The following is a 23,280-nucleotide window of genomic DNA, read 5'->3' as shown; positions in this document are numbered from 1 at the left end:
TCTACAATGAGCGTTCCATCCAGGTCTTCGAGGACGTCATGACGCCAAAGCCCATCAGCCGCTATCCCGTTCCCGATCCGCAAGACTGGCCGGACGATATCCGCGCCCGCATTCTCGACGTGCAGGAAAAGGCGGGCTTCGTGCCGAACGTGTTCCTCACGCTCGCCCATCGTCCCGACGAGTTCCGCGCGTTCTTCGCCTATCACGATGCGCTGATGCTGAAGGACGGTGGCCTCACCAAAGGCGAGCGCGAGATGATCGTCGTCGCGACGAGCGCGGTGAACGATTGCCTCTATTGCGTCGTCGCACACGGCGCGATTCTGCGGATCTATGAAAAGAACCCGCTCGTCGCGGATCAGGTCGCGGTGAATCATCGCAAGGCGGACATCACGCCGCGTCAGAAGGCCATGCTCGATTTCGCGTTAAAGGTATGTCGCGCGTCGGGCTCCGTGGACGACACCGATTTCGCCGCCCTGCAAGCGCATGGTTTCAGCGATGAAGACGCATGGGATATCGCGGCTATCACGGCGTTCTTCGGTTTGTCGAATCGCATGGCGAACGTGATTTCGATGCGCCCCAACGATGAGTTCTTCTTGATGGGGCGTGTGCCGAAAGAGCCGAAATAAGCACCCATGCGCCTGCCTCCGCTGAAATCCATCATCGCGTTCGAAAGCGTCGCGCGAACGAAGAGCGTGAACCGCGCCGCCGACGAGCTCGGCCTCACGCCCTCCGCCGTCAGCCATCAGTTGGCGAATCTGGAAAGCATCGTCGGGCGCCCGTTGTTCACGCGCCTGGGCCGCGGCCTCGTGCTCACGCCGACCGGCTCGCAATATCTCTCGGACGTCACCGGCGCGCTCGCCGAGCTGAACCGCGCAACCGAGCGCGCGTCGAGCGAAACGTCGGTCGAGATATTGCGGATTCATTCGAGCCCGAGCTTCGGTCTGATGTGGTTGCTGCCGCGTCTCGCCGCATTTCAGGAAGCGAACGGCGATATTCAGATGAATCTCGCGTGCTCATATGAGAATGTGTCGTTCACCTCGGGTTACTACGATATCGACGTGCGTCACGGCTACGCACACTGGACCGATGTCGAAGTGAAGACCCTGCGTCATGAGACCATCGCCCCGCTCGCTTCGCGCACGTATCTCGAACGCTTTCCTGTTTCTTCACCCGAGGATCTGCTCAACCGTCGCCTGATCTTTTCCGAATCGCCGCTCGTCCAGTGGCAGCAATGGTTCGGCAAGTTCGGCGTGGCGGTGAAGCGCAAAGCGTTCGATTTCTCCTTCGACCGCTCGTACATGTCGCTCGAAGCGGCCGCGCTCGGTCATGGCATCGCGCTGGAAAGCACGATGCTCGCGTCCGGTCATCTCGAACGCGGCTCGCTCGTGCCCGTGTTCGGCAAGGAATACGCGGTTGAAGTCGACGCGCATCATCTGGTTTACCCGAGTCAGAACGCCGGATTGCCGCGCGTGGCCAAGTTTCTGCTGTGGATGGATCAGCAAATCGGGCGTCGCGGCGACACCTGAAAATTTCTCAGCAACAGTTGAACCAAACTGCGTTGATCGTCAGGTCAAAGGCGAAGAAACTGCGCCTACACCAGACAACCAACGGAGACAACGATGTTGCTCGACAACCAGGTAGTGATCGTCACAGGCGCGGCTTCGGCTCGCGGCATCGGCAAGGCAACGGCAAAGGCGCTCGCCGCGCAGGGCGCGCGCATCGTAGTGCTGGACCTGAAGGAAGCGGACGCGCAAAGCGCCGCGAACGATCTGGGCGAAGGTCATCTCGGCCTCGCCTGCGATGTCACCGACAAGGCCGCGTGCGTCGCGGCCGCCCGAGCGGCGATCGACAAATACGGGCGCATCGACGTGCTCATCAACAACGCCGGCATCACGCAGCCGATCAAGACGCTGGAGATCAGCGCGGATAACTTCAACGCGGTTATCGACGTGAATCTGCGCGGCACGCTCTACATGTCACAGGCCGTCATTCCGCAGATGAAGAAGCAGAAGAGCGGCAGCATCGTGTGCATGTCGTCGGTGTCGGCGCAACGTGGCGGCGGCATTTTCGGCGGACCGCATTACAGCGCGGCGAAGGCAGGCGTGCTCGGTCTCGCCAAGGCGATGGCGCGCGAATTCGGCGGCGATGGCATCCGCGTGAATTCGATCACGCCCGGCCTGATTCAAACCGATATCACTGGCGACAAGCTCACGCCGGACATGCGCGCGGACATCATCAAGGGCATTCCGCTCGCGCGTCTCGGCGATGCGGCGGATATCGCCAATGCATGCCTGTTTCTTGCGAGCGGCCTGTCGTCGTATCTCACTGGCGTGACGCTCGATGTGAATGGCGGCATGCTGATTCATTGATCGCACGCAATAGCGCACCCGGATAACCGGGGCGTCATAACATGGCTGGAGACATCTATGAAATCCAAACTCGCCGCATCGGCGGCAACGGCTGAATTCGCATCGTCCGAAGATGCAGGCAGCTTCGAGGCGAAGACCTACGCCAAGGTCGGACGCCGCCTCATCCCCTTCCTGATGCTGTGTTATCTCGGCGCGTATCTCGACCGTGTGAACGTCGGCTTCGCCAAGCTGCAGATGCTCAACGATCTGCGCTTCTCCGAAACCATCTACGGCATCGGCGCGGGCATCTTCTTCCTCGGCTACTTCCTGTTCGAAGTGCCCAGCAACGTCATCCTGCATAAAGTGGGCGCGCGCAACTGGCTCGCGCGCATCATGCTGACGTGGGCCGTGATCTCCGCGAGCTTCGTCTTCGTCAAGTCACCGACTACGTTCTATATCCTGCGCTTTCTGCTCGGTGTCGCCGAAGCGGGCTTCGCGCCCGGCGTGATTCTCTATCTCACGTACTGGTTTCCCGCAGCGCGGCGCGCCAAGGCGCTCTCGCTTTTCTTCATGGCAATTCCGCTCGCGGGTATCGTCGGCGGTCCGCTCTCCGGCTACATCATGCACGCGTTCCAGGGCATGCACGGGCTCGCCGGATGGAAGTGGCTCTTCATGCTCGAAGCGCTGCCCTCGCTTTTCCTCGGTGTCGCGATCCTGTTCTATCTCGACAACGGCATCGCCGGCGCGAAGTGGCTTACCGACAAGGAAAAGGCCTTGCTCAAGCGCAATGTCGAAAAGGACAACGCCCAAACGGTGAAGCATGTATCGATCGGCGCATTCATCCGCGATCGTCGTCTGTGGCTCATGGCCGCGATCTACTTCTGCGTCGTGCTCGGTCAGTACGGACTTACCTTCTGGCTGCCGACGATCGTGCGTCGCACCGGTGTAGCGGACCCGCTGTGGGTCGGCATTCTCACCGCGATTCCGTATCTCTGCGCGATCATCGCGCTGCCGCTGATCGGTGCGAGCGCCGACAAGCGCCGCGAACGCCGCCTGCATCTCGCGATTCCGATGCTCGTGTCCGCAGCCGGCTTCGCCACCTTGCCGATGCTCGGCAGCGTAGGCGCCTCGATCGTCTGCGTGAGTATTGCGGCGGCCGGCATTCTCGCTTCGTCGTCGCAATTCTGGTCGCTGCCTACCGCGGTGCTCGGTGGCATGTCGGCAGCGGCGGGCATCGCCGCGGTCAACTGCTTCGCCAATCTCGCGGGCTTCTTCTCGCCAGCGATCGTCGGCTGGCTCAACGACTTCACCGGCAAATCGACGGCGGGCCTGATCTTCATTTCTGTGGCGATCGTGCTGGGCGCGGTGCTCGTGTTCTTCGTGCCCGCCAAAACCGTCAATCGCTGATTTCAGCTTCAATCAAGGAGACAACACATGAATACCCCCGTCATCGAGGAGGTGACGCTCGCCGAGCGCGCCTACCGTATCCGTCGTAACGCCCTGCTGATGGGCGAAGTGCAGGGCCAGGGTTATATCGGCCAGGCGCTCGACATCGCCGATGTGCTGGCCGTCGCCTACTTCGGCGCGATGAACTACCGCCCTGAAGATCCCGACTGGGAAGAGCGCGACCGCTTCCTGCTCTCGAACGGTCACTATGCAATCGCGCTGTACGCCGCGCTTTTCGAAGCGGGCATCCTGCCCCAGGAAGAACTCGAAACCTATGGCAGCGACGACAGCCGTCTGCCGATGTCCGGCATGGCGAGCTACACGCCCGGCATGGAGATGTCGGGCGGATCGCTCGGGCAAGGACTCACGATCGCCGTGGGCCGATGCCTTGGCCTCAAGAGCAAAGGCTCGAAGTCCTTCGTCTACACGCTTTTCTCCGATGGAGAACTCGATGAAGGCGCGATCTGGGAAGGCCTCATGTCCGCTGCGCACTGGAAGCTCGACAACCTCATCGCGATGGTCGACGTGAACAATCAGCAAGCCGATGGCCCCTCGACGCAGATCATGGCGTTCGAGCCGCTCGTCGAAAAGCTCGAAGCGTTTGGCTGGTACGTGCAGCGCATCGACGGCAACGATATCGACGCCGTGAAGCAGGCCTTCGACAACGCACGCAATCTGAAGGACGCGAAGCCGCGCATCATCGTATGCGATACGAAGATGGGCTGCGGCGTGCCGTTCCTCGAACAACGCGAGAAAAATCACTTTATCCGCGTCGATGCCGATGAATGGCAACTGGCGCTTCAGGCACTCGAAGCAGGGAGACAAGCATGAGCACCCGTCTGAAAACTTCCGCGATGATCGCGTCGATTGCAAGCGAAGGACAGGTCACCCGGTCCGCGCCTTTCGGTAATGCGCTGGTCGAACTGGCGGGCACGAAGACGAACGTCATCGGCATGACGGCCGACCTCGGCAAGTACACGGACTTGCATATTTTCGCGAAGGAGTTTCCCGAGCGCTATTACCAGATGGGCATGGCCGAGCAATTGTTGATGGGTGCAGCGGCGGGCTTCGCGCATGAAGGCGCGCAGCCGTTCGTCACGACCTATGCCGTGTTCGCGACGCGCCGTGCGTATGACTTCATCCACCAGACGATCGCCGAAGACAATCTCGACGTGAAGATCGTCGCCGCGCTGCCCGGTCTCACGACAGGCTACGGTCCGAGCCATCAGGCCGCCGAAGATCTCGCCTTGATGCGCGCAATGCCGAACATGACCGTGATCGACCCGTGCGATGCGCTCGATATCGAGCAGATGGTGCCCGCCATCGCCGCGCACAAAGGGCCGGTGTATGCGCGCCTTCTTCGCGGCAACGTGCCCGCCGTGCTCGACGAATACGATTACCAGTTCGAATTGGGCAAGGCGAAGCTGCTTCGCGATGGCCGCGATGTGCTCATCATCTCGTCCGGCATTCTGACGATGCGTGCGCTCGAAACCGCCAAGGCATTGCAAGCCGACAACGTCGATGTCGCCGTGCTCCACGTGCCGACGATCAAGCCACTCGATACGGAAACGATCATCCGCGAAGCGAAGCGTTCGGGACGTCTCGTGGTGGTAGCAGAAAATCACACGACGATCGGCGGATTGGGCGAAGCAGTGGCGACGGCGCTGCTGACCGCAGGCGTAACGCCAACGTATCGTCAGATCGCGCTGCCCGATGCGTTCCTCGATGCGGGCGCGCTGCCTACGCTGCACGACCGCTATGGCATTTCGACCAATGTGATGTCGGCCACCATCAAGGGCTGGCTCGCCTGATGGACGAGCGCCGCGCAGTTCGATGAAACGCGCGGCGCTTGTTCACTTCTTCTTTCGTCCGCCCTTCTTCGCGCCCGCCGCCTCTTTCGCGACGATCACGCCGGGCCCGTTCATTTCTTCCATCCACGAAAGCGCGTCGGCATAGGCGAGGAATTGCTGGAAATAACCCGGCGATACTTCGCGCATGAGCGACAACGAACGATGTACGAGGCTGCTCGAATTGAGCGGTCCCGCATTCCTCGGAACGTGCGCGAGCGAATCGCGCAACTGCTTTTCCGCGCTGACTTTCGACCACACCGCGCGAAAGTATTCGAGCAACTCGGCGTGCGATGTCGCGTGCTTCGAAGACGGCTTCGCGATGTCATCGACCAGCGCAGCAAGCGGTCCGCGTTCGTCGGCATCGTGAGTTGCGGTGCGGTGCAATGCGGCACGCTCGATATCGGTGCGATAAGCATCGAGCAACTGCGCGAGGCGCGCATCGAGCTTGCGGCGCGTCTCGCCGTCGTAAGCCGCCGCGCGTTTGGCGAGCGCATCGATGAGATGAAAGCGCACGGGATTCGCGCGATCGTCGCCGTTCGCGCGCCATGCGTCGAGCATCGCACGTGCCGACGCTGCGTTATTCATGAGCCTTCACCGCGCCATCCGCGGGCCGCGGCACGGCTGAAATCTCGACGCGACGATTTTTCGCGCGCCCGACTTCATCGGCGTTCGAACTCACGGGCTGCTCCGACCCGAACGCCGCAGCGAACACCGACGAAGAAGGCACGCCCGCATCGATCAAAGCGCGTGTCACGGTCAACGCGCGTTTCGCGGAAAGCTCCCAGTTATCCGCGAAGCGCCGGTTGCCTTCGTGCACTTGTTGATCGTCGGCGAAACCGCTGACCATGAGGATCTCCTCATGCGCATGCAGATAGGCGCCGAGCGGCGCGGCCAGGCTCTTCAACACATCGCGGCCCTGCGGCTGCAACTGATCGGAATTGAGCGCGAAGAGCACGCTGCCGCTGATGCCGATGCGCCCGTTCACGAGCGTCACGCGTCCCGATGCGAGCGGCCCCGCGAGCGCCTGTTCCAGCGTCTGGCGGCGCTGCGTTTCTTCCTGGCGATGCTTCACCTCCTCGTCGAGCTTGTTCTCGAGCTGCAATTGCACGCCAATCACGCCGACGAGTATCAGCACGAACGCACCCAGCAGCACGGACATCAAATCGGCGAACGCCGGCCAGATCGGCGCGGCGTGTTCCGCGCCGCCGTCGATTTCCTCGTTCATGCCGCCCGCGCTCCGGCCGCGCGCTGTCCCGCGATGTGCTGCAAGTCCTCGACGATCTGCTTCTGCGACATCATGCTCAGATCGATGACTTCCTTCGCCTGCGCGACGTAATACGCGAGCTGTTCGTCGCTGCGTGCCAGCGATTTGTCGAGTGCGCTTTCGATACGTTCGAGATGCGCGACGAGCTTGTCGTTCGATTCGCCGAAGGACTGCACGGCCGCACCGAACGCGTCCGAGAGGCTCGCCATTTCGACCGCGCTCGTCGCCACTTGCGCGGCCATCGCGCCGAGCTTGCCGGCTTCGGCTTCGACCGTGCCGGTGAACTGTGCGCCGACGCGCTCGAGCAGCGTCGCCGATGTATCGACCAGTGCGTCGATCGCGGCGCGCTGCTCGTTCGATGCGTGATTCACGGCATCGAGCAGTGTTTCGACCGTGGCGAGCAGACGGCTGCGCTCGTCGAGCATCGCGGTGTCGCGGACCATCGAATCGGAAAGCTTCTGGCGCATTTCGGCGACGACTTCCGCTGCGGCCTTCGGTGCTTCCGATGCCGCCTGAACGAGCCGCTCGATCTCCGCGATGGTCGCGCTCGCGTGTGCCTGCGATTGCGCGGACATGTCGTGCGCGGTTTGCGCGAGCGCGTCGCAAATCTCTTTCTGACGATTCGCCGCCACCGCGCTCGTGTCCTGCCATTGCTCCCGCAACGAGGCCGCCATCGTGTCGAGCGCACCGCTCCATGCCGCGAGACGCGCTTCGCCGTGCTGCGCGAGTTCCGCGCGCAAGTCCGCATGCGATCGATCGACCGATTGCACGAGCGATGCCGCGTGCCGCTCGAAGCTGGCCGCTGCAGTCGTCAATGCGTTCTCGTTCTGCGCGGCGGTTTGCTCGCTGGCGCGCGCATGTTGCGCGAGCGCATCGCGCCATGTTTGCGACATGCTGCCCGTCGCGTTTTCCAGGCGCGCTGCAACAGCATCGATCAAACCGGATGAACGCGCTTCGAAGGTCTGTGCGAATTGCGCGAGCGATGCATCCATGCGTGCGACGAGCGCATCGCTCGATTGTGCATGCTTCGCAACCGACGATTCGAGTCCGCCCGACACGCGATCCATGTGCGCAGACACGCCTTCGACGAGATTCGCCGCACGCTGATCGAACGCAAGCGCGAAGCGATCGAGCGATCCGCCCATCTCATCGACGAGCGCCGCGCTCGATTGCGCGTGCTTCGAAAGCGATGCGTTCCAGATCTCCGCGACCTTCACCGACGATGCCTCGAAGCCGCTAGCCAAGCCTTCCAATTGACGCGCGACCGCTTGCTCGACGCTCCCGTGCAGCGAAGTGACTTCGCGCGCGATGCCGTCCATCGTCGCCTGCATGACGGGCTGCAACGCGGCGCTCGCGGCACGCGCGCTATCGGCGACGCTCTGCTTCAGCGACAACTCTACCGATGTAGCCAAACGCCGATACGACGTCTCCGCCTTCGCATGGAACGCATCCTGACTGGCGATCTGGCGTTCGCTCGCCGCGAGGCTCTGCTGCTCGATTGCCATCGTCATCGACTGAAGACGATCGACGAGCTTCGGCATCAATTCGGTCTGAAGCTGCAGCAGCTTGAACGTCTCCTCGCGTTGATGCGCTTGCGTGAAGGCGCGCAGCGTCGTTGCGATTTTCACGTCGAGCTGCTGCGTGACATGCAGGCGTTCACGGCGGCACAGCGCCGACAGCAGGCCGAGCATCGCGGAGGTCGCGACGCCCGCGATCGACGTGCCGAATGCGAAGCCGAGACCCGTGACCGGCGCGGAAAGGGACGCGCGGATGGCCGTCAGATCCGATGCGCTTTGCAACGCCGTGCCGGTGCCGCGCAGCGTCGCGACCATGCCGAGCAGCGTGCCCAGCATGCCGAGCAACACGAGCAGGCCGACGAGATACGGCGCGAGCACCGGACCGGGCAACGCCGCGCGCTCGCCTTCGATGCGCAGGCGCACGGCATGGCGCAAGCTCGGATGCAGGCTGTCGAGCCACACGGCGAGGCTGCGCGGCGCGCTCGCAAGTTGCGTGATGCGCTGTTCGAGCGAGACGGTGATCTGTTGATAGCGGCGTAATTCCGCCGCGCCCGCGAGATAGCATCCGGCGATCACGACCGTCACGGCGAACGCAATCGCGTTCGACGCGATATACGCAATGCCGATGCCCAAAACCGCGGCGAGGCCAATCGAGAAGACAGCGATATTCAAAAGATTTCGGGGCATAGCGAGCCAGTTAGCGGGGGCGAAGAGCCGCGAGCAAGCCTTCGATCGGTTGGAAACGAACATCGAGTTCGGCGAGCAACACGCTTTGCAGATCCTTGCGAAACACGTCGAGCCAGGTGTGGGCCGCGGATGTCTCCAGTGACGCGTGAGCGCTCTTCAGGCGCTCGAAATGCTTGCCGAGCAATGCGGGCACGTTGGCGAGCAGACCGCGCTCGCGCGCGCTCAGCGCCTGTTCCATGACGGCATCGACGACCGCGAGGCGCGCCATGTCCGGCGATCTGGCCGCGAGCATCGATCTCAAACGCGTACGCAGCGCGCCGATGTCGGATTCCATCGCCTGTTGCAGCGACACGTAACGCTGGCGAAACTCCGCATAATCGATGAGCGGCTCGTCCGGCGAAGGCTGCACGGGCGCACGATGCCTGCGGCGCGCAGCCGCTTCGTCGCGCGCGAACGCGCCGGCGAGAGAGGTCCGCACGCGCGCGCACTCTTCTTCCACGTCGCGAGGGGCGGATCGCGCGCCGGACATGGCGGGCGGATCGGTCGCAAGCGCGGTGGACAGCGCGATCGCGTCGGTCCAGCCGAGCCATTGACTCAGACGGTCCGCGAGCGATTGAGCGGGTTCGTGAACTTCGAGATCGGCAAAATGTGCCAGCAGCCGAACGAGCGCCGGGCCGCTGAATGCCGTGCGCTTCATGCCTTGCACAGTATCACCGGGGGCAAAAGGACACTATTTTACCTGCGCAGGCGAAATCGATGCCTCGTTTCTTGTCGAAACGGTGCAACGCGGCTGCGAACGTGGCCTCAGGGCGCCTTCGCAGGCATGAACGCGAACGGCTGTGTGGCGACGAAACTTCCCGCTGTCTCGCCAGAAAAAACCTGCCCCGCATCGATGGTCAGCTTCATCACCGGCGCGCCGGGATTCAGGTTGAGTTTTTTCAGCGAGACCCAGAACGTATCGGGCCGCGTCGCGGAATCGAAGTAATAGATCAGGTTCTGCTGATCCGACACGGTACGCCATATCGTCGACGATAGATTGGGCCGCTCCGGCGTGCTGATGCCGAGTGGCACGCTCACCGAACGCATCACGCTCATCACGCTCGCGACTGCCTGAAACGCATACGACTGCTGCGGCACGCCCGCCATGTAGTTCGGATCGGCCTGCTTCGGGATCGCATCGAGCAGGAAGGATGCGCGCACGAAGCGGTCCGCGGCGCGGTTCGTGCCGGGCAGGAAGCCCACGCCGCCCACGCTCTTCCAATACGTATCGATCGCAAGTTGTTCATCGTAGATCGGCGAGTTGGTCATCACCTTGTACTTCTTGCCCTGATGGATGATCAGCTTGCCGTTGATGTATTCGAAGATGGCAGAATCGCCGCGCGCATCCGACAAGGAGAGATGAATCGTCAGCGGCTTGCCGTTGGGCAGCGGCGGCGCGATGATCTGGAACGGCTCGCGCGACAGCACATACACCGCCTGCCCGACGGTCGCGAAGTTATCGAGCGCGTATTGCGCCCACAGGCTAATCGACATCGGATCGCGCTTCGGATCGGGCTTGCCGTAATCGGTTTCCGCGAGATAAAGCGCATTGGCGACGAGTCCGCGCTCGTTCATGCCGTCGACCGTGCCGATCTCATAGCCCGACACCACCACGCTGCCGTACTTCGATTTCCATTTGATCGAGCGCGGCCCCGCATTGCCATCGCGCTCGATGCCTGCGGGCATCACCCAGAGGTTCGAGCGCATGTCCTCGGACCAGTCCATCGACCGGCCTGTTATCACGAGGCCCTTGTCGCCGACATACAGTGCGCGCGTGCAGGCAAGCGCGAGTGACGTGGAGAGCAATGCAAGCGCGGCGAGGCACGCGATCTTTCGAGTCAGACGGGTCATGGCCGTGTTCCTCATCCGGTTGTGCAGGTTAGCGCTATAAGCCCGCGTGAGCGACAAGTTACTGGACCCGCGCCCTTTCGTCAAAGCATCGCATTGCTGCGCTTTTTGAAATTGCATGCGCCCTGAATCGCAATGTCGATTGCATGAGGCGGTGTTTCGCGTAGATCCACGACACGGCTCAAATAAACATCGAGTTCAGGTATGCGTTCGTATATTGATGGGATCGAAGCGGGCGAAGCGCACGCGAAGTCGCGTGCGCTGAAGACAAGCGGCGTCTATCGAGTTTCAGTGCGTATGACGCTCGGGTTCGAACGGCCTCTTTAGCGCGTGAACAGCGCCGCGCGCGAGAGGCCCCGGGGCCGCGTCATCGTGAAGGAAATCCCGACGCGATCGCCTTGGCGCGTAAGTCGGCGAAGCGGCCGCCCGGCGTCGGCGTCTGCGATGCGCCTTCCGCTGCCTGCGATTTGTCGACGGTGCCGAGGCCCGTTCCGGTCACCGGCGTGGTCGAGCATTGCAGGCCGTACGGCCCTTGCGCCACCGTCAGGGCGGGCGCATCCGTGCGCGGCGCGTCGCTCAGATCGAGTGCATAAGCCATGTTGAACGTGGCCGGATCGCTCGCTCGCGGGCCCAGCGGATCGAGCCCGAAGCGCCACGCGAGCAGTTGATGAATCGAGCTCGGATCGAAGGGATAGCGCGCCACGTTGTTTGCGCGCACGCGCGGCCCGAGCAGCATGCACGGCACGCGAAAACCGAGGCGTCCATCGTTGCCGAGTGCCTGCTCCGCCGACGACACCGGCCTGACCGGCGGCGCGACATGCTCGAAGAAGCCGCCCCACTCGTCATAAACGACGATCATGAGCGTCGTGCTCCAGTTCGGGCTCGTGCGCAGCGCTTCATAGATTTGCGAGAGCAGCGCCTGGCCATTGCGCACATCTGCATGCGGATGATCGTCGTTCGAGGTGCCGTTCGCCTCGCCGCCGAAGCTCGGATCGACCATGCAGAACGACGGCAGATTGCCGCTGGCCGCATCGGTCAGGAAGTCGGCAAAGAGCTTCGAGCGATCGACATAGCGCGTTCCGTAAAGCGCCGTGAACGGCACGTCGTGGAAGTAGTACTTCGACGAGACGTTCTTCGCGTCGAGGCGATCCCAGATCGTCGATAGCGACGAGGTGTCGAGCGTGTCGCTCAGGCGATCGGTCTCGCCGCTATGCAGATAGACCCGGTTCGGAAACGTGTCGGCGAGAATGCCGCTCATGTAGTAGTCGCAGACGGTGTATTGCGTCACCGCCTGGCGATAGAAGTCGAGATCGCTGCCCGTGAAGTAACCGATCGGCAGCAGATCGCCGCGCGTCTTGTTCGTGTCGGGCGTGAGCAGGAAGCCGTTCATCGCGCCGTTCGCGAGATGCGTGCGCCCTGCGTCGTATTCGTGATCCGGGTCCGCGAACTGGCAGCCCTGAAAACCATAGGCCGCGTTGGCCGACAGCGAAAACGTCGGATGCGCCTCGCCGAATGCATCGGTGAACTGCCTGCCCGCCTGCACGCCCTCGACGCCCGGCACCCAGCCGAGCAGGTGGTCGAAGGAGCGGTTCTCCATCGTGACGAGCACGATGTGATCGATGCCCGATGTCGCCGGCGCGGGCAACGCGGGGCGCGGCAGATTTGCGCGATCGGGCGGAATGTCGCCGATGGGACTCTTCGGCGTGACAGTGCCGGAGTCGTCGTCGCTGCCGCCACCGCAGGCGGACAGCATGGCGGTGCTGGCGAGTGCGGCAAGCAGGCGGCGGCGTACTGCGTCGGGTTCGTTCGAGGTTTTCTTGACCATGACGGCGCACCATGTGAGTGTCGTTATCGAACGCCGTTCGTCTGCAAACTCGGTTGCGCTTCGACGCATCGCACGCGAACGGCTTGTGGGTGCCGCGATATAGCATGCGGCGTTCCCGGCGACTTCACTCACACGGCCGCGCCGCTATGGTTTTCCGACGACCGAGTGGCTCGCGCCGTCCGCGACGGGCGCCTCGATCGAATAGGCATCGACGCCATCGATGCAGCCGAGGTTCACGCGCCAGTTGTCGGGATTCGAGCGCGTCTGATGGAACGTGTAAATTCCACAGTGCTTGCAGAAGAAATGTTTTGCGACTTGCGTATTGAACTGATAGAGCGTGAGTTCGCTTTCGCCTGAAAGGATGCGCAGTTTGTCCCTGGGGAACGGCGGCGACATTACCGCGCCGCGCCGCCGGCACAGGCTGCAATTGCAGCGCACGGCCGGCTCGGCCGGCGTCTCGACTTCGAAGACCACCGCACCGCAATGGCACGCGCCTTTCAGGATCGTCGGGTTGATCACGGGTCTGCCTCCTTCGCGGTTTCTTCTCAGGCCGCGTCCTCCACATATTGTGCGAGTCCGCGTCCGAACGACCAGTCCTCACGGCGATTCGGCGCAAGCACGATCAGCACGTCCTCGGGACGCAAGCCCGGCGATCTCGCGAGCTTCGCCGCCAATGTCGTGTAGAACGTCTTCTTCGTCGCCGTGTCGCGCCAGTCGCTCGCGGTGATGTGAATGAACACGAGGTCATCGCTACGCTCGACCCCGAGATACCCGGGATCGTAAATGAAGTCGTCGCGGTCGTGCTCCTGTATCAGCTGGAAGCGGTCGTCGGCCGGCACCTTGAACGCTTCGACGAGCGCCTCGTGGACGCTGTTCGAGATCGCGCGGATATGATCGCGCGGTTTGCCCTTCACGAGCGAGATTCTGACGAGCGGCATGAGGATTCTCCTTCGAAAGCCGGTTGAGCCAGCACCACTCTACGCCGCACTATGAATGCTGAAAATTCAATAGTTCTGCATCGACCGTTCGGGGAAACTGAATCATCGCGCCCGCAAGGCGTCGACGATGTTCATCCTCGAAGCCCGCAACGCCGGCAGGAAGCCGCCGACCAGTCCCATCACGAGCGAGAAGCCGAGCGTCCTCGCGATGACCGAAGGCGTCAGCATGAATCGGAATGAGAGGTCCGCGAAGGTCTGGAAATTCGTGGTCGAGAACGAAGCGAACTGCATCAGCGCCGCGCAGCACAGCCCCGCCACACCGCCGACCAGCCCGAGCAGCAACGCTTCGAGCAGGAACGCGCCGAGCACGTCGAAGCGCTTGAAGCCGAGCGCGCGCAACGTGCCGATCTCCGCGACGCGATTGGCCACCGACGCGTACATCGTGATCATCGCGCCGATCATCGCGGCGATAGAAAAGATAATCGACAGCGTGAAGCCGAGGATATTGATGAACGTCGACAGCGCCTTCGACTGATCGCCGTAGAAGACCTGCTCGCGCTTCGCCTCGTCGGCGAGACGCGGGTCCACGTCGATATCGGCTTTGAAGCGCTCGAACGCATCGCTGCGCGCGAGCCGCACGACCATCGACGAAAAGCTCGTGCGCCGGAACGACTGCATCAACTGATCGACGTCGCCCCAGATTTCCGAATCGAAACCACTGCCGCCCGCATCGAAGTGACCCACGACGGTCCAGTCGCGCTGCGCGAAGCGCAGATGATCGCCGATGCGCGTGCCGCCGAATCCCTTCGCGATGCTGCTCCCGACGATGATCTCCGACGACCCGCGCCTGAACATGCGCCCCGCCGTGAGCTTCACTTGCGGACGCAGTTGCACGCCCATCGGCGACACGCCGCGGATCACGACGTTCGCGGGCGTGTTCGAGCCGAGCTTGGTGAGCGAAATCAGCACCACGGTTTCCTTCGATGCGAGCGGCTCGCCGTCGCCGTTCATCGCGACCGATGGATGCATCTGCATCACGTTCGCCTGATTGCGGTCGATCGCGCTCTGGATCTCCGTTTCCGCGCCCTTGCGGATCACGACGACATTGTCCGCTTCACCGGTCGAGACGAGCGTCTTCTTGAGGCCCGCGTCGAGCATCAGCACGGTCGCGAACACGAACACGACGAGCGCGAGACCGCCCGCGGTCAGCATCGTCGTGAGCCGGCGCGCCCAGAGATTGCGTGCGACGTAGGAAACGGGAATGGCCATCGCGCGTCCTCAGCCGATCGCCCGAAGGCCTTCGACAATGCGCACGCGGCTCGCCTGCACCGCCGGCACGATCGCCGCCGCCATCGCCACGGCGAACGCGCACGCGGCCTGCAACAGCATGGTCTCGTGCGACACCATGAAGACCGGAAACACGCCGCCCGTCGCGCGCTTGAAGACTTCGGCCATTGGCGGCGTCGCCAGAATGCCGATGCCGCCGCCGATCGCGCAGATCGCCATCGATTCGCCGAACACGAGCATCGACAGGAAGCCAGGACCGAAGCCGAGCGCCTTCAGCGTCGCGTATTCGGTGATGCGCTCACGCGCGCTCATCGCCATTGCGTTCGCCATCACCGCCATGATGATGAGGATGACCACGTACGACACGACGCGTATCGCCGCAATGATCTGATTGGACATGGCGACGAAGCCGAGTTGGAACGCCTGCTCCGTTTCGGTGAGCGTTTCGGCAAGCGAGTTCTTGAAGACGCTGTCGATGTTGCGCGAGACGGCCGCGGCTTCGTCCGGGTCACGAATGCCGACCACATACACGCCGACCTGATCCACGGTGCGTTTGGTCGTCTTGCGGATCGTCTCGTTCAAATAGTCGTAGTGAAAGATGAGTTGCCGCGTGATCGTCGATTCCTCGCGGCCTTCCATGATGCCGCGCACGACGAAGTCCCATGTTCCCGGATAGATCGTGCCCTTGAGCGGAATGACGTCGCCGACCTTGAAGCCATATTGATCCGCGAGTTGCCGGCCGATGAGCGCGCCCTTGCGATCGCGCTGATAATCGGCGCGTTGCTGATCCGGAACGATGAACTCGGGATAGAGATCGAGATAATTGTCGGACACGGCGAACTGCGCGAAGAAGTTCTTCGGGTCGCGATAGACGCCGCCGAACCAGTTCGAACGTGCCACGAGCGTCACGCCATCGACGCCGCGGATGCGGTTCTCGTATGCGAGCGGCAAGGGAAACACGAGCGAGATCGCATTGCGCGTGACGAGCCGCGCATTCGATGCCGCCGCCGCGCCCGCGTACCACGCGTCCACGACCGTGTGCAGCAGGCCGTAAGCGAGCACGGCGATCGTGAGACCGAGCACCGTCAGCGTGGTGCGCAGCTTGTGCCGCAGCGCGTTGCGCAGGATCAGCTTGAGCACGAACATGATGGTCTAGCGCGCGGTTCCATCGATCAGTTCCCCCTTCTCCAGATGCACGAGCGCCTTCGCCGCGCCCGCGGCGTGAGCATCGTGCGTCACCATGATGATGGTCTTGCCGAGCTTGTCGTTCAGGCGTTGCAGCATCGTGAGGACATCGGCGGCGGAGTTGCGGTCGAGATCGCCGGTCGGTTCGTCGGCGACGATCAGCTTCGGGTCAGTGATCAGCGCCCGCGCAATCGCGACGCGCTGCTGCTGCCCGCCCGAGAGCTCCGATGGATAGTGGCTCATGCGGTCCGCCATGTTGACCATGTCGAGGACCATCGCGACGCGCTCGCGCCGCTCCTGGCGCGTGAGGCGCGTCAGCATCAACGGCAATTCGACGTTCTCGAATGCGGACAGCACCGGCATCAGGTTATAGAACTGAAAGATGAAGCCGACGTTCGCCGCGCGCCAGTCCGCGAGCGCGGCTTCGGGCAGTCGCGTGATATCGAGTCCGCCGACGAGCAGCTCGCCGCTATCGGGCCGGTCGATGCCCGCGATCAGGTTGAGCAGCGTGCTCTTGCCCGAACCCGATGGCCCCATCAGCGCGACGAAATTTCCTTCCGCGATGGATAGCGTGATGTCGGTCAGCACCGGCACCGTCTGCACGCCGCGCCGGTACGACTTGACGACGTGGCTGATCTGAACGAGAGGCGTCGTGCTCACGCTATTTCTTCGCCAGCGTGACTTTCGCGCCGTCCCTGATCTTGTCGCCGGGCGCGAGGACGAGCACATCGCCGGGCTTCACGCCCTGCACGGCCAGCAGATCGCCGATGCGCTCGCCCGTCGTCACGGGCACTTCGCGCGCGGTGTCGCGCTCGACGATGAAGACCACCTTCTTGCCGTCGCGCGTGACGACAGCCGCCGGCTGCACGGCGACGACCGCCTTCTTGTCCTCCGGCGGCACGGGCTTCGACAGGAACGCGACCTTCGCGGACATATCGGGCAGCACGCGCGCGTCGCGCTCGACGAAGCGCACTTTCACGAGCACGGTGGCTTTGGAACGATCGACCGTCGGCACGATGCGCGACACGCGGCCCGCGAAGCGCACGTCGGGCAGCGCGTCGAGCTGGATTTCGCACGGTTGCTCGACGGCGATGCGCGAGATGTTCGACTCGGCGACATCGGCTTCGACTTCGAGCGTTTTCATGTCGGCGATGGTCACGACCGCGCCCTTGCTATCCGACGCCGACGAGAAAGGCGTGATGTTGTCGCCGACATTCGCGTGTTTCTCCAGCACGACGCCGTCGAAAGGCGCGCGGATCACAGTCTGATCGACGGCCACTTGCGCGGCCTGCGCGTTGGCCTGGGCCGAAACGATCGCGGCTTCGTCGCTGTTGATGGACGCTCTCGCCTTGTCGTAGCGGGCGAGCGCGGCGTCGTATTGCGTCGCGGGAATGGCCCCTTGCGGGGCGAGGATCTTGTAACGAGCGAGATCGACTTCCGCGTTCTTCAGCTCGGCGCGCTGAAGCTCCAGATTGGCCCGCGCAACCTTGACCTGTGCCTGTGCCTGCGCGAGCGACGCGGCCACGTCATTGCTCTCGAGCCGCGCGATGATCTGACCTTCCTTCACGGGCGTGCCTTCGAGCACGCCGAGCCATTCGACGCGCCCTTGCCCCTTCGACGCGACCGCCGCCTTGCGCTGCGGCACGACATAGCCCGTAGCGTTCAGCAGCGTATAGCTCTGCGACGGATACACGGATGTGACCGTGGCGGTCTCCACGGCCTGCGGGCCGGCGAGACGAAACGCGACGGCGGCGAGCGCGATCAGGATCGCGACGATGACCGCGTATCGAAGCCAGTTGCGCCGGCGCCGCGGCATCGTCCCGGACGGTCCCCGGTCGATTTTGAGTTTTGCGAGATCGTGTTCAGCCAATTTTTGGACGTGCGCCGCCGGATGGTCCTGCGGATCGGGATGCGGTGGAGGGATGGTCAGTATAGCGCCGAGACTTGCTGCGCTTACGAAGTCTTTACTTGACTATTGACACCCCACAAGCCCTGCGCCGGCTTCGGATCGGGCGCGCCGTTATCCATCGATTTACACACCTCTTCTCTATTCGCAACGGAAGGCGATCACGCCCGCTATTTCGGTTGCAAGCCCGACAAAGCGGTTGTACTCCTCGAACGGCGTCAGACGATCGGCGATGGCATCGGTCGAACCTTCCCGTACGAACACGTCGAGCATGTCCTTCACCGCCTTGTGCGTCGCGAGCATCGGTTCGATGGGGCTCAACGTGTAATCGAAGCCCATTTCGTAGGCGTCTTTCATCGAGACACAAGGACTCTTTCCGGTAAGGGCCTGATTGAAGAGAATCGGCTTGCCGAGCGGCTTCAGACGCCGCGTGAGCTCGCGCATATGCTCGATGCTTTCCGGCGCGTCGATGACGGCCATCGACGATGTGCGCGGCCGTGCGCAAGTCCTCGATACGGCTGTTCGTTCATGAACCGATGAACACACGATCCACGGCGAGTTCATCGTGATGCCGTCCCGCGTGCGCGCCCATGCTCGGAACAGGTGCGCCGCGTGCGGGAATTGACGCTGCGGCTGATTGAACTCGACGAATCGCAAGCGCGGGAACTGCGCGCAATCGTCAACGCGTTGCGGCAAGGCGATGTGTCGTCGGCACAAGCGCTATGCCGCAAGAATCGCGGGCGCAATCTTCAGACCCAAATCGAAGCGTTGCAACGCCTCAGGATTCTTGACGTCTGATCGTGAGCACGATGAGATCCGCATCGAGGCGATCGGCTTCATCGGCGATCAGGCGCCCGATGCGCAAGCCTCCGATCATTGGACGAGCCGTTGCGGGCGTCCGTCGTTCAATTCATGTGATCGGCGCCGACAATTAGCGGAAGGTGAGCGTGCGCATCGAAAGAGGTTACGATGCGATAAATCAAACTGATGGGATGCTCATTCGCCTTTCGCCATGAACGATCGTGAACTGCTCAACCTCGCCTATTTGCGCGCGTTCCGTCTCGTTGCGCAGATGGGCAGCGCCACGCGTGCCGCCGCCGCGCTGTTCCGCGCCCAATCGGCAGTCACGCGTTCCCTGCAGGAACTCGAGGCGGCGGTCGGCGAGACGTTGCTGGAGCGCCGTCCGTCGGGCATGCTGCCGACGCCCGCGGGACGCGCCGTGCTGTTGCGCTGCCAGCGCATCTTCGCGGAACTGGAAGAGCTGGCGCAATGGTGCGCGACGCGTCAATCGCGCCGCCGAACCGCGCCCGGAGGCACGCTTCCCGCCTTTCTGCTCAACACGCGGCGGTTGCAATTGTTCTCCGCGCTAGCGCGCCATCGGCATATGCCGAGCGCGGCGCAGACATTGGGCCTCAGTCAGCCGGCTGTCAGCAGCGCGATCCGCATCATGGAAACGGGCTCGGGCATGCAACTGTTCTATCGCAGCCCGCGCGGACTGCTGCTCACGAGCGAAGGCGAAACCTTCGTGCTGCACGTGCGCCGCGCGCTAAACGAACTGCGCCATATCCCCGATGATCTCGCGGCTTTGCGGGGCACGATTCAGGGCTATGTCACGGTCGGCGCGCTGCCGCTCGGCAGAACGTTGATCCTGCCGGGTGCTATCGCGCGCGTGGCCGCGCAATATCCGGGCGTGCGCGTCGTGACCGACGAGAGCGCTTATGAAACGCTAGTCGCGGGACTGCGCGCGGGCGATATCGACTTCGTGCTGGGTGCACTGCGTCAGAACGATGCGTCGAGCGGTCTCGTGAATGAGCGCATGATGTCGGAAGACATCGTCGTGCTCGCGCGTCGCGGGCATCCGCTCGCGAGTGTGAGCGGTTTGACGCTCAAGGATCTGATTGCCGCGCAATGGATCTTGCCGCGCAGTCAGGCGCCCGCGCGGGGCATGTTCGAGGCGCAGTTCAAACGCGGGAAACTCAAGCCTCCGATGCCGACCGTCGAGACTGCCGATCTCGCTGTCATCCGCGGCCTCTTGATGCATACGGACATGCTCGCGGCCGTGTCGGCACAGCAATTGCACTACGAATGCGAATCAGGCCAGCTTGTCGTGATGGACATTCCCCTGCACAACACGCGGCGGGAAATCGGCCTTACGATGCGCGCGGGCGGCACGCCATCGCCGGCGGCACGGGCGCTGATCGATGCGATCAGATTGACTGTCGATCAACTCGGGCATGAACTGCGCCGAGCATCGCCCAACATCGTTCGAGTGCCTATCTAAATCGTTTATCGCCTTGTCGCATCGTTTCCTGGTGCGATCACCGCAGAGAAAAGGGAGAGGCAATGGACGAACAGCAATGGATTGCAATGGATGCGTATTTGTGCGATCGAGCGCAAACGCAGGATGAAGTGCTAGACGCAGCCCTTACGTCCAGCACGGAAGCGGGATTGCCTGCGATCAACGTCGCGCCGACGAGCACGAACACCACCGCGTTCAGGCTGTATCAAGACGGTCCAGTGAACGTGTTCTACTGCAGCGATCACAACGTGATGCTCGAGCCGGCGCACGATGTGTACGCGCACCTGACGCCATCGACGCCGGGTTGATCGCTTACTCGGAAGTCATGCCTTGTCTGTTCAAACCGGACCATCTGCCGCGCAGCGCGGACATGCCCGTTTGCGATCCGGCAGGCGGCAATTTCCTGCATTCGACATGCATGCCTCGCGAAGCCGCGGCCGCCGTGAACTGATCGATCTCCTCGCGTACGTCCGGGTCGACATAGTCCGCGCGTGATGCATCGAAGATCACCGTCGCGCCATCGGGGATGGTGCGCAGAAGATGCTTCAATGTGACCTTGCCGAGAAACGAAACGTCCTTACGGAACGACACCAGATAATGATCGTCGTGTTGCGTCATCGTAATCGGGCGCTTGAGATTCGCGCGGATCGCAAGCAGAAGACTGCACCCGATGCCGAGCAGGATGCCCATCAGCAAGTCGGTCAGCAACACGCCCGCAATCGTCACGATGAACGGCGCGAAGCGTTCGATGCCCTGTTTCGCGATGGCCGCGAACAACGAAGGCTTGGCGAGCTTCAAACCGGTGAAGATCAGGATGGCCGCGAGGCAGGCAAGCGGAATCAGGTTGATTACGCTCGTCAGCGCGAACACACTCGCGAGCAGCAGCGCGCCATGCACGAACGATGACCAGCGGCTCTGCGCACCCGCATGCACGTTCGCCGAGCTGCGCACGATGACCGAGGTGATCGGCAGTGCGCCAATCGCACCGGCCATCATGTTGCCGATGCCTTGCGCTTTCAGCTCACGATCGGGATGTGCCGCGCGCTTCTTCGGGTCGAGTTGCTCGACGGCTTCGAGGCTCAACAGCGTTTCGAGACTCGCGACGATGGCGAGCGTGAAGGCGAGCCGCCACACATCGGGATTCACGAACTGAGAGAAGTTCGGCAATTCGAGCGCATTCGTGAATGCAGCGAACGATTCGAGCGACGGCAGCGCGACGCGATGTTGCGCGGGCGGTGCGAAGCCCGGCGCGAACAGGTCGAGCAACAAGGTCGCGCCGATGCCGAACGCGACCACCGCGAGCGGCGCGGGCACGGCGCGCACGAGCGCAAAGCGGCGCATTGCGCGCGTTTCCCAGCCTGCGAGCATCGCAAGCGATACGACGGCCACGATGCACGCCGCCGCCGATATCGGTCCGAACGGCGTACCGAGCACGCCGGGTCCGCTCGCGGCCGGGGCGCCTCCATTGGCGAAGCCCGCGGCAAGGGGAATCTGCTTGATGACGAGCAGAAGACCGATCGCGGCGAGCATGCCCTTGATCACCGACGACGGCACATAGGCTGCGAAGCGCCCCGCCTTCAACATGCCGAAGCCGAACTGGATCGCGCCCGAGAGCAGCACGGCAAGCAGGAACGCTGAGAAGCTTCCGAGCCCGGCGATGCCATCGACGACAATCACGATCAGGCCCGCTGCCGGACCGCTCACGCTCAGTTGCGAGCCGCTCAGCAACGCGACGACTAGTCCGCCGATGATGCCCGACAGGAGCCCGGCGAATGGCTCGACACCCGATGCATTGGCGATGCCGAGGCACAGCGGCATCGCGACCAGGAAGACGACAGTGCCCGCGAACATGTCACGCGGGAAAGTGGCGATACGGTTACCAGAGTTCATAGTTTTTCTTCGAACGAGTTGGGGCCTGCGAAAGTCGCGAAAGCGACATCGCATCTTCGGGTGATCGATTCAGGAAAGCGGGCTTAAGCGGCTTGCAACGATGCGACCTGCGCGCGCGCAGCGTGCTGCGTTTCCCCCTCATCGGCGTAGCCGGAAGCGAGAACCTTGATGAGGCCGTCATGAAGGCCGAAGATCCAGCCGTGAACGAGCGGCGGCTCGTCGCGCTCGCAAACGATTGCGTGTTGCCGCAAAAGACGCACTTGTTCGAGCACGTTCAGTTCGGCGAGACGGTTCGCGCGCGCATCGAGTTCGGAGAATGCATCGAGCTCGTGTCGATGCCGTTGCCCCAATGCGCACAGCGGCGCGATCCGGCGATTCACGTGCGGCAAGTCGCTCGATTGCGGTAGAAGCGAGGCGCGTACACCGCCGCATCCGTAATGGCCGCATACGATCACGTGATCGACTTTCAGCACGCGCACCGCATATTCCAGCACGCTCATTGTGTTGTCATCGGAAGGCGAGAAGAGGTTGGCGATATTGCGATGAACGAAGAGATCGCCGGGATTGGCATTCGTCACCGTTTCAGCGGGCACGCGGCTATCCGCGCAGCCGAGCCACAACACCTTCGGGCTTTGTCCCTGCGCGAGACGCGGAAAGAACTGCGCATCGGCATGCGCGGTCTCGCGTGCCCACGCAATGTTTTCCAATAGCATTCGTTTCGGTCGATTCATGCATTTCTCTCCAGAACAAGCGCGTCTAACGATGCCGACGCAAAAGAATCAAAAAGGGGCCACATCTGCATTGCAGTGCAGCGAGTTCCTTACGAATTACTTTCGCAGAAAAAGTTCAGCGGCGTCCAGAGAAAAAAATATGACGGCGGCCTCAAATCTGAAGTGCAACACCTGTCTCATATAAGGTGTTGCGATGAACGAAAGAACCCAGTACAAGCAA

Annotated in this window: 23 protein-coding genes and 1 pseudogene; 9 read left to right on the top strand and 15 right to left on the bottom strand. The window is 62.7% G+C overall.

Features of this window, described 5'->3' with window-relative positions; genetic code table 11:
- Positions 1-38 precede the first annotated feature (38 nt).
- The 6 genes from NCT32_RS21180 (at position 39) to NCT32_RS21155 (ending at position 5,605) form a co-directional block, all read left to right on the top strand.
- A complete protein-coding gene (locus NCT32_RS21180; protein ID WP_061117134.1) occupies positions 39-626 on the top strand; it encodes a peroxidase-related enzyme in 588 nt (195 codons plus the stop codon).
- A gap of 6 nt (positions 627-632) precedes the next feature.
- Positions 633-1,526, top strand: coding sequence for a LysR substrate-binding domain-containing protein (locus tag NCT32_RS21175; RefSeq protein WP_061117135.1), 894 nt, complete (start codon positions 633-635; stop codon positions 1,524-1,526).
- A gap of 93 nt (positions 1,527-1,619) precedes the next feature.
- Positions 1,620-2,369 carry an SDR family NAD(P)-dependent oxidoreductase gene (locus NCT32_RS21170; RefSeq protein ID WP_061117136.1) on the top strand — a complete coding sequence of 250 codons (750 nt, stop codon included), beginning with the start codon at positions 1,620-1,622 and terminating at the stop codon, positions 2,367-2,369.
- A gap of 57 nt (positions 2,370-2,426) precedes the next feature.
- Positions 2,427-3,755 carry an MFS transporter gene (locus NCT32_RS21165; protein ID WP_061117137.1) on the top strand — a complete coding sequence of 443 codons (1,329 nt, stop codon included), beginning with the start codon at positions 2,427-2,429 and terminating at the stop codon, positions 3,753-3,755.
- A gap of 27 nt (positions 3,756-3,782) precedes the next feature.
- Positions 3,783-4,625 (top strand): transketolase, encoded by an 843-nt coding sequence (locus tag NCT32_RS21160; protein ID WP_061117138.1) that lies wholly within the window; start codon positions 3,783-3,785, stop codon positions 4,623-4,625.
- Positions 4,622-5,605, top strand: a complete 984-nt coding sequence (locus tag NCT32_RS21155) for a transketolase family protein (protein ID WP_061117139.1) — start codon at positions 4,622-4,624, stop codon at positions 5,603-5,605. Before NCT32_RS21160 ends, NCT32_RS21155 begins: the two co-directional genes overlap by 4 nt.
- A 42-nt stretch (positions 5,606-5,647) precedes the next feature.
- Here the strand turns inward: NCT32_RS21155 and NCT32_RS21150 are convergent, their stop codons facing one another.
- The 13 genes from NCT32_RS21150 to NCT32_RS21090 form a co-directional block, all read right to left on the bottom strand.
- Positions 5,648-6,229 carry a DUF2894 domain-containing protein gene (locus NCT32_RS21150; RefSeq protein ID WP_061117140.1) on the bottom strand — a complete coding sequence of 194 codons (582 nt, stop codon included), beginning with the start codon at positions 6,227-6,229 and terminating at the stop codon, positions 5,648-5,650.
- Entirely contained in the window at positions 6,222-6,869 is a 648-nt protein-coding gene (locus tag NCT32_RS21145; protein ID WP_061117141.1) for an OmpA family protein, read from the bottom strand. The genes NCT32_RS21150 and NCT32_RS21145 overlap by 8 nt, the downstream gene beginning before the upstream one ends.
- Positions 6,866-9,112 (bottom strand): DUF802 domain-containing protein, encoded by a 2,247-nt coding sequence (locus tag NCT32_RS21140; RefSeq protein ID WP_061117142.1) that lies wholly within the window; start codon positions 9,110-9,112, stop codon positions 6,866-6,868. The genes NCT32_RS21145 and NCT32_RS21140 overlap by 4 nt, the downstream gene beginning before the upstream one ends.
- 10 nt (positions 9,113-9,122) lie before the next feature.
- A complete protein-coding gene (locus NCT32_RS21135; protein ID WP_061117143.1) occupies positions 9,123-9,809 on the bottom strand; it encodes a DUF3348 domain-containing protein in 687 nt (228 codons plus the stop codon).
- A gap of 107 nt (positions 9,810-9,916) precedes the next feature.
- A complete protein-coding gene (locus tag NCT32_RS21130; RefSeq protein WP_061117144.1) occupies positions 9,917-11,002 on the bottom strand; it encodes a linear amide C-N hydrolase in 1,086 nt (361 codons plus the stop codon).
- 364 nt (positions 11,003-11,366) lie between these two features.
- Positions 11,367-12,824 carry an alkaline phosphatase family protein gene (locus tag NCT32_RS21125; protein WP_061117145.1) on the bottom strand — a complete coding sequence of 486 codons (1,458 nt, stop codon included), beginning with the start codon at positions 12,822-12,824 and terminating at the stop codon, positions 11,367-11,369.
- Between the two features lie 144 nt (positions 12,825-12,968).
- The gene (locus NCT32_RS21120) at positions 12,969-13,340 is read right to left on the bottom strand and encodes a GFA family protein (protein WP_061117277.1); all 372 of its coding nucleotides are present in this window, start codon (positions 13,338-13,340) and stop codon (positions 12,969-12,971) included.
- A 29-nt stretch (positions 13,341-13,369) separates the two neighbouring features.
- Positions 13,370-13,762, bottom strand: a complete 393-nt coding sequence (locus NCT32_RS21115) for a tautomerase family protein (protein ID WP_061117146.1) — start codon at positions 13,760-13,762, stop codon at positions 13,370-13,372.
- A 102-nt stretch (positions 13,763-13,864) separates the two neighbouring features.
- Complete coding sequence (locus tag NCT32_RS21110; RefSeq protein ID WP_061117147.1) at positions 13,865-15,031, bottom strand: ABC transporter permease; 1,167 nt, start codon at positions 15,029-15,031, stop codon at positions 13,865-13,867.
- 9 nt (positions 15,032-15,040) lie between these two features.
- Positions 15,041-16,195 (bottom strand): ABC transporter permease, encoded by a 1,155-nt coding sequence (locus NCT32_RS21105; RefSeq protein WP_061117148.1) that lies wholly within the window; start codon positions 16,193-16,195, stop codon positions 15,041-15,043.
- A gap of 6 nt (positions 16,196-16,201) precedes the next feature.
- Positions 16,202-16,894, bottom strand: a complete 693-nt coding sequence (locus NCT32_RS21100) for an ABC transporter ATP-binding protein (protein ID WP_061117149.1) — start codon at positions 16,892-16,894, stop codon at positions 16,202-16,204.
- 1 nt (position 16,895) lies between these two features.
- The gene (locus tag NCT32_RS21095) at positions 16,896-18,050 is read right to left on the bottom strand and encodes an efflux RND transporter periplasmic adaptor subunit (RefSeq protein ID WP_250477689.1); all 1,155 of its coding nucleotides are present in this window, start codon (positions 18,048-18,050) and stop codon (positions 16,896-16,898) included.
- A 231-nt stretch (positions 18,051-18,281) separates the two neighbouring features.
- Entirely contained in the window at positions 18,282-18,620 is a 339-nt protein-coding gene (locus NCT32_RS21090; protein ID WP_061117151.1) for a hypothetical protein, read from the bottom strand.
- A gap of 132 nt (positions 18,621-18,752) precedes the next feature.
- Between NCT32_RS21090 and NCT32_RS21085 the strand changes: the two genes are divergently transcribed.
- The 3 genes and pseudogenes from NCT32_RS21085 to NCT32_RS21075 all read left to right on the top strand — a co-directional run.
- Positions 18,753-18,938, top strand: coding sequence for a hypothetical protein (locus NCT32_RS21085; protein ID WP_250490507.1), 186 nt, complete (start codon positions 18,753-18,755; stop codon positions 18,936-18,938).
- Between the two features lie 214 nt (positions 18,939-19,152).
- Positions 19,153-20,421: a LysR family transcriptional regulator gene (locus tag NCT32_RS21080; RefSeq protein ID WP_061117153.1), complete on the top strand. Its 1,269-nt coding sequence runs from the start codon at positions 19,153-19,155 to the stop codon at positions 20,419-20,421.
- Positions 20,422-20,615: 194 nt separating this feature from the next.
- Positions 20,616-20,747 (top strand): annotated as a pseudogene (locus tag NCT32_RS21075) (anti-sigma factor); the annotation flags it as partial.
- A gap of 4 nt (positions 20,748-20,751) precedes the next feature.
- Here NCT32_RS21075 and NCT32_RS21070 read toward each other — a convergent pair.
- Together NCT32_RS21070 and NCT32_RS21065 are read right to left on the bottom strand one after the other, a co-directional pair.
- Positions 20,752-22,329 (bottom strand): SulP family inorganic anion transporter, encoded by a 1,578-nt coding sequence (locus tag NCT32_RS21070; protein WP_061117155.1) that lies wholly within the window; start codon positions 22,327-22,329, stop codon positions 20,752-20,754.
- A gap of 83 nt (positions 22,330-22,412) precedes the next feature.
- On the bottom strand, positions 22,413-23,060 hold the full coding sequence (locus NCT32_RS21065; protein WP_061117156.1) for a carbonic anhydrase: 648 nt from the start codon (positions 23,058-23,060) through the stop codon (positions 22,413-22,415).
- Positions 23,061-23,280: the final 220 nt, after the last annotated feature.

The organism is Caballeronia sp. INML2 (genome assembly GCF_023631365.1).
GTDB lineage: Bacteria > Pseudomonadota > Gammaproteobacteria > Burkholderiales > Burkholderiaceae > Caballeronia > Caballeronia turbans.
Note: the sequence above shows the minus strand (reverse complement) of the source record. Positions and strands in the feature narration are given on the sequence as shown.

Bases quoted from the DNA above. Each gene is read 5' to 3' on its own strand.
- NCT32_RS21105 (WP_061117148.1), bottom strand. From the start codon at position 16,195: ATGTTCGTGCTCAAGCTGATCCTGCGCAACGCGCTGCGGCACAAGCTG.
- NCT32_RS21160 (WP_061117138.1), top strand. From the start codon at position 3,783: ATGAATACCCCCGTCATCGAGGAGGTGACGCTCGCCGAGCGCGCCTAC.
- NCT32_RS21090 (WP_061117151.1), bottom strand. From the start codon at position 18,620: ATGGCCGTCATCGACGCGCCGGAAAGCATCGAGCATATGCGCGAGCTC.
- NCT32_RS21065 (WP_061117156.1), bottom strand. From the start codon at position 23,060: ATGAATCGACCGAAACGAATGCTATTGGAAAACATTGCGTGGGCACGC.
- NCT32_RS21110 (WP_061117147.1), bottom strand. From the start codon at position 15,031: ATGGCCATTCCCGTTTCCTACGTCGCACGCAATCTCTGGGCGCGCCGG.
- NCT32_RS21180 (WP_061117134.1), top strand. From the start codon at position 39: ATGACGCCAAAGCCCATCAGCCGCTATCCCGTTCCCGATCCGCAAGAC.
- NCT32_RS21145 (WP_061117141.1), bottom strand. From the start codon at position 6,869: ATGAACGAGGAAATCGACGGCGGCGCGGAACACGCCGCGCCGATCTGG.
- NCT32_RS21150 (WP_061117140.1), bottom strand. From the start codon at position 6,229: ATGAATAACGCAGCGTCGGCACGTGCGATGCTCGACGCATGGCGCGCG.
- NCT32_RS21170 (WP_061117136.1), top strand. From the start codon at position 1,620: ATGTTGCTCGACAACCAGGTAGTGATCGTCACAGGCGCGGCTTCGGCT.
- NCT32_RS21175 (WP_061117135.1), top strand. From the start codon at position 633: ATGCGCCTGCCTCCGCTGAAATCCATCATCGCGTTCGAAAGCGTCGCG.
- NCT32_RS21135 (WP_061117143.1), bottom strand. From the start codon at position 9,809: ATGAAGCGCACGGCATTCAGCGGCCCGGCGCTCGTTCGGCTGCTGGCA.
- NCT32_RS21070 (WP_061117155.1), bottom strand. From the start codon at position 22,329: ATGAACTCTGGTAACCGTATCGCCACTTTCCCGCGTGACATGTTCGCG.
- NCT32_RS21125 (WP_061117145.1), bottom strand. From the start codon at position 12,824: ATGGTCAAGAAAACCTCGAACGAACCCGACGCAGTACGCCGCCGCCTG.
- NCT32_RS21155 (WP_061117139.1), top strand. From the start codon at position 4,622: ATGAGCACCCGTCTGAAAACTTCCGCGATGATCGCGTCGATTGCAAGC.
- NCT32_RS21080 (WP_061117153.1), top strand. From the start codon at position 19,153: ATGAACGATCGTGAACTGCTCAACCTCGCCTATTTGCGCGCGTTCCGT.
- NCT32_RS21095 (WP_250477689.1), bottom strand. From the start codon at position 18,050: ATGCCGCGGCGCCGGCGCAACTGGCTTCGATACGCGGTCATCGTCGCG.
- NCT32_RS21140 (WP_061117142.1), bottom strand. From the start codon at position 9,112: ATGCCCCGAAATCTTTTGAATATCGCTGTCTTCTCGATTGGCCTCGCC.
- NCT32_RS21130 (WP_061117144.1), bottom strand. From the start codon at position 11,002: ATGACCCGTCTGACTCGAAAGATCGCGTGCCTCGCCGCGCTTGCATTG.
- NCT32_RS21115 (WP_061117146.1), bottom strand. From the start codon at position 13,762: ATGCCGCTCGTCAGAATCTCGCTCGTGAAGGGCAAACCGCGCGATCAT.
- NCT32_RS21165 (WP_061117137.1), top strand. From the start codon at position 2,427: ATGAAATCCAAACTCGCCGCATCGGCGGCAACGGCTGAATTCGCATCG.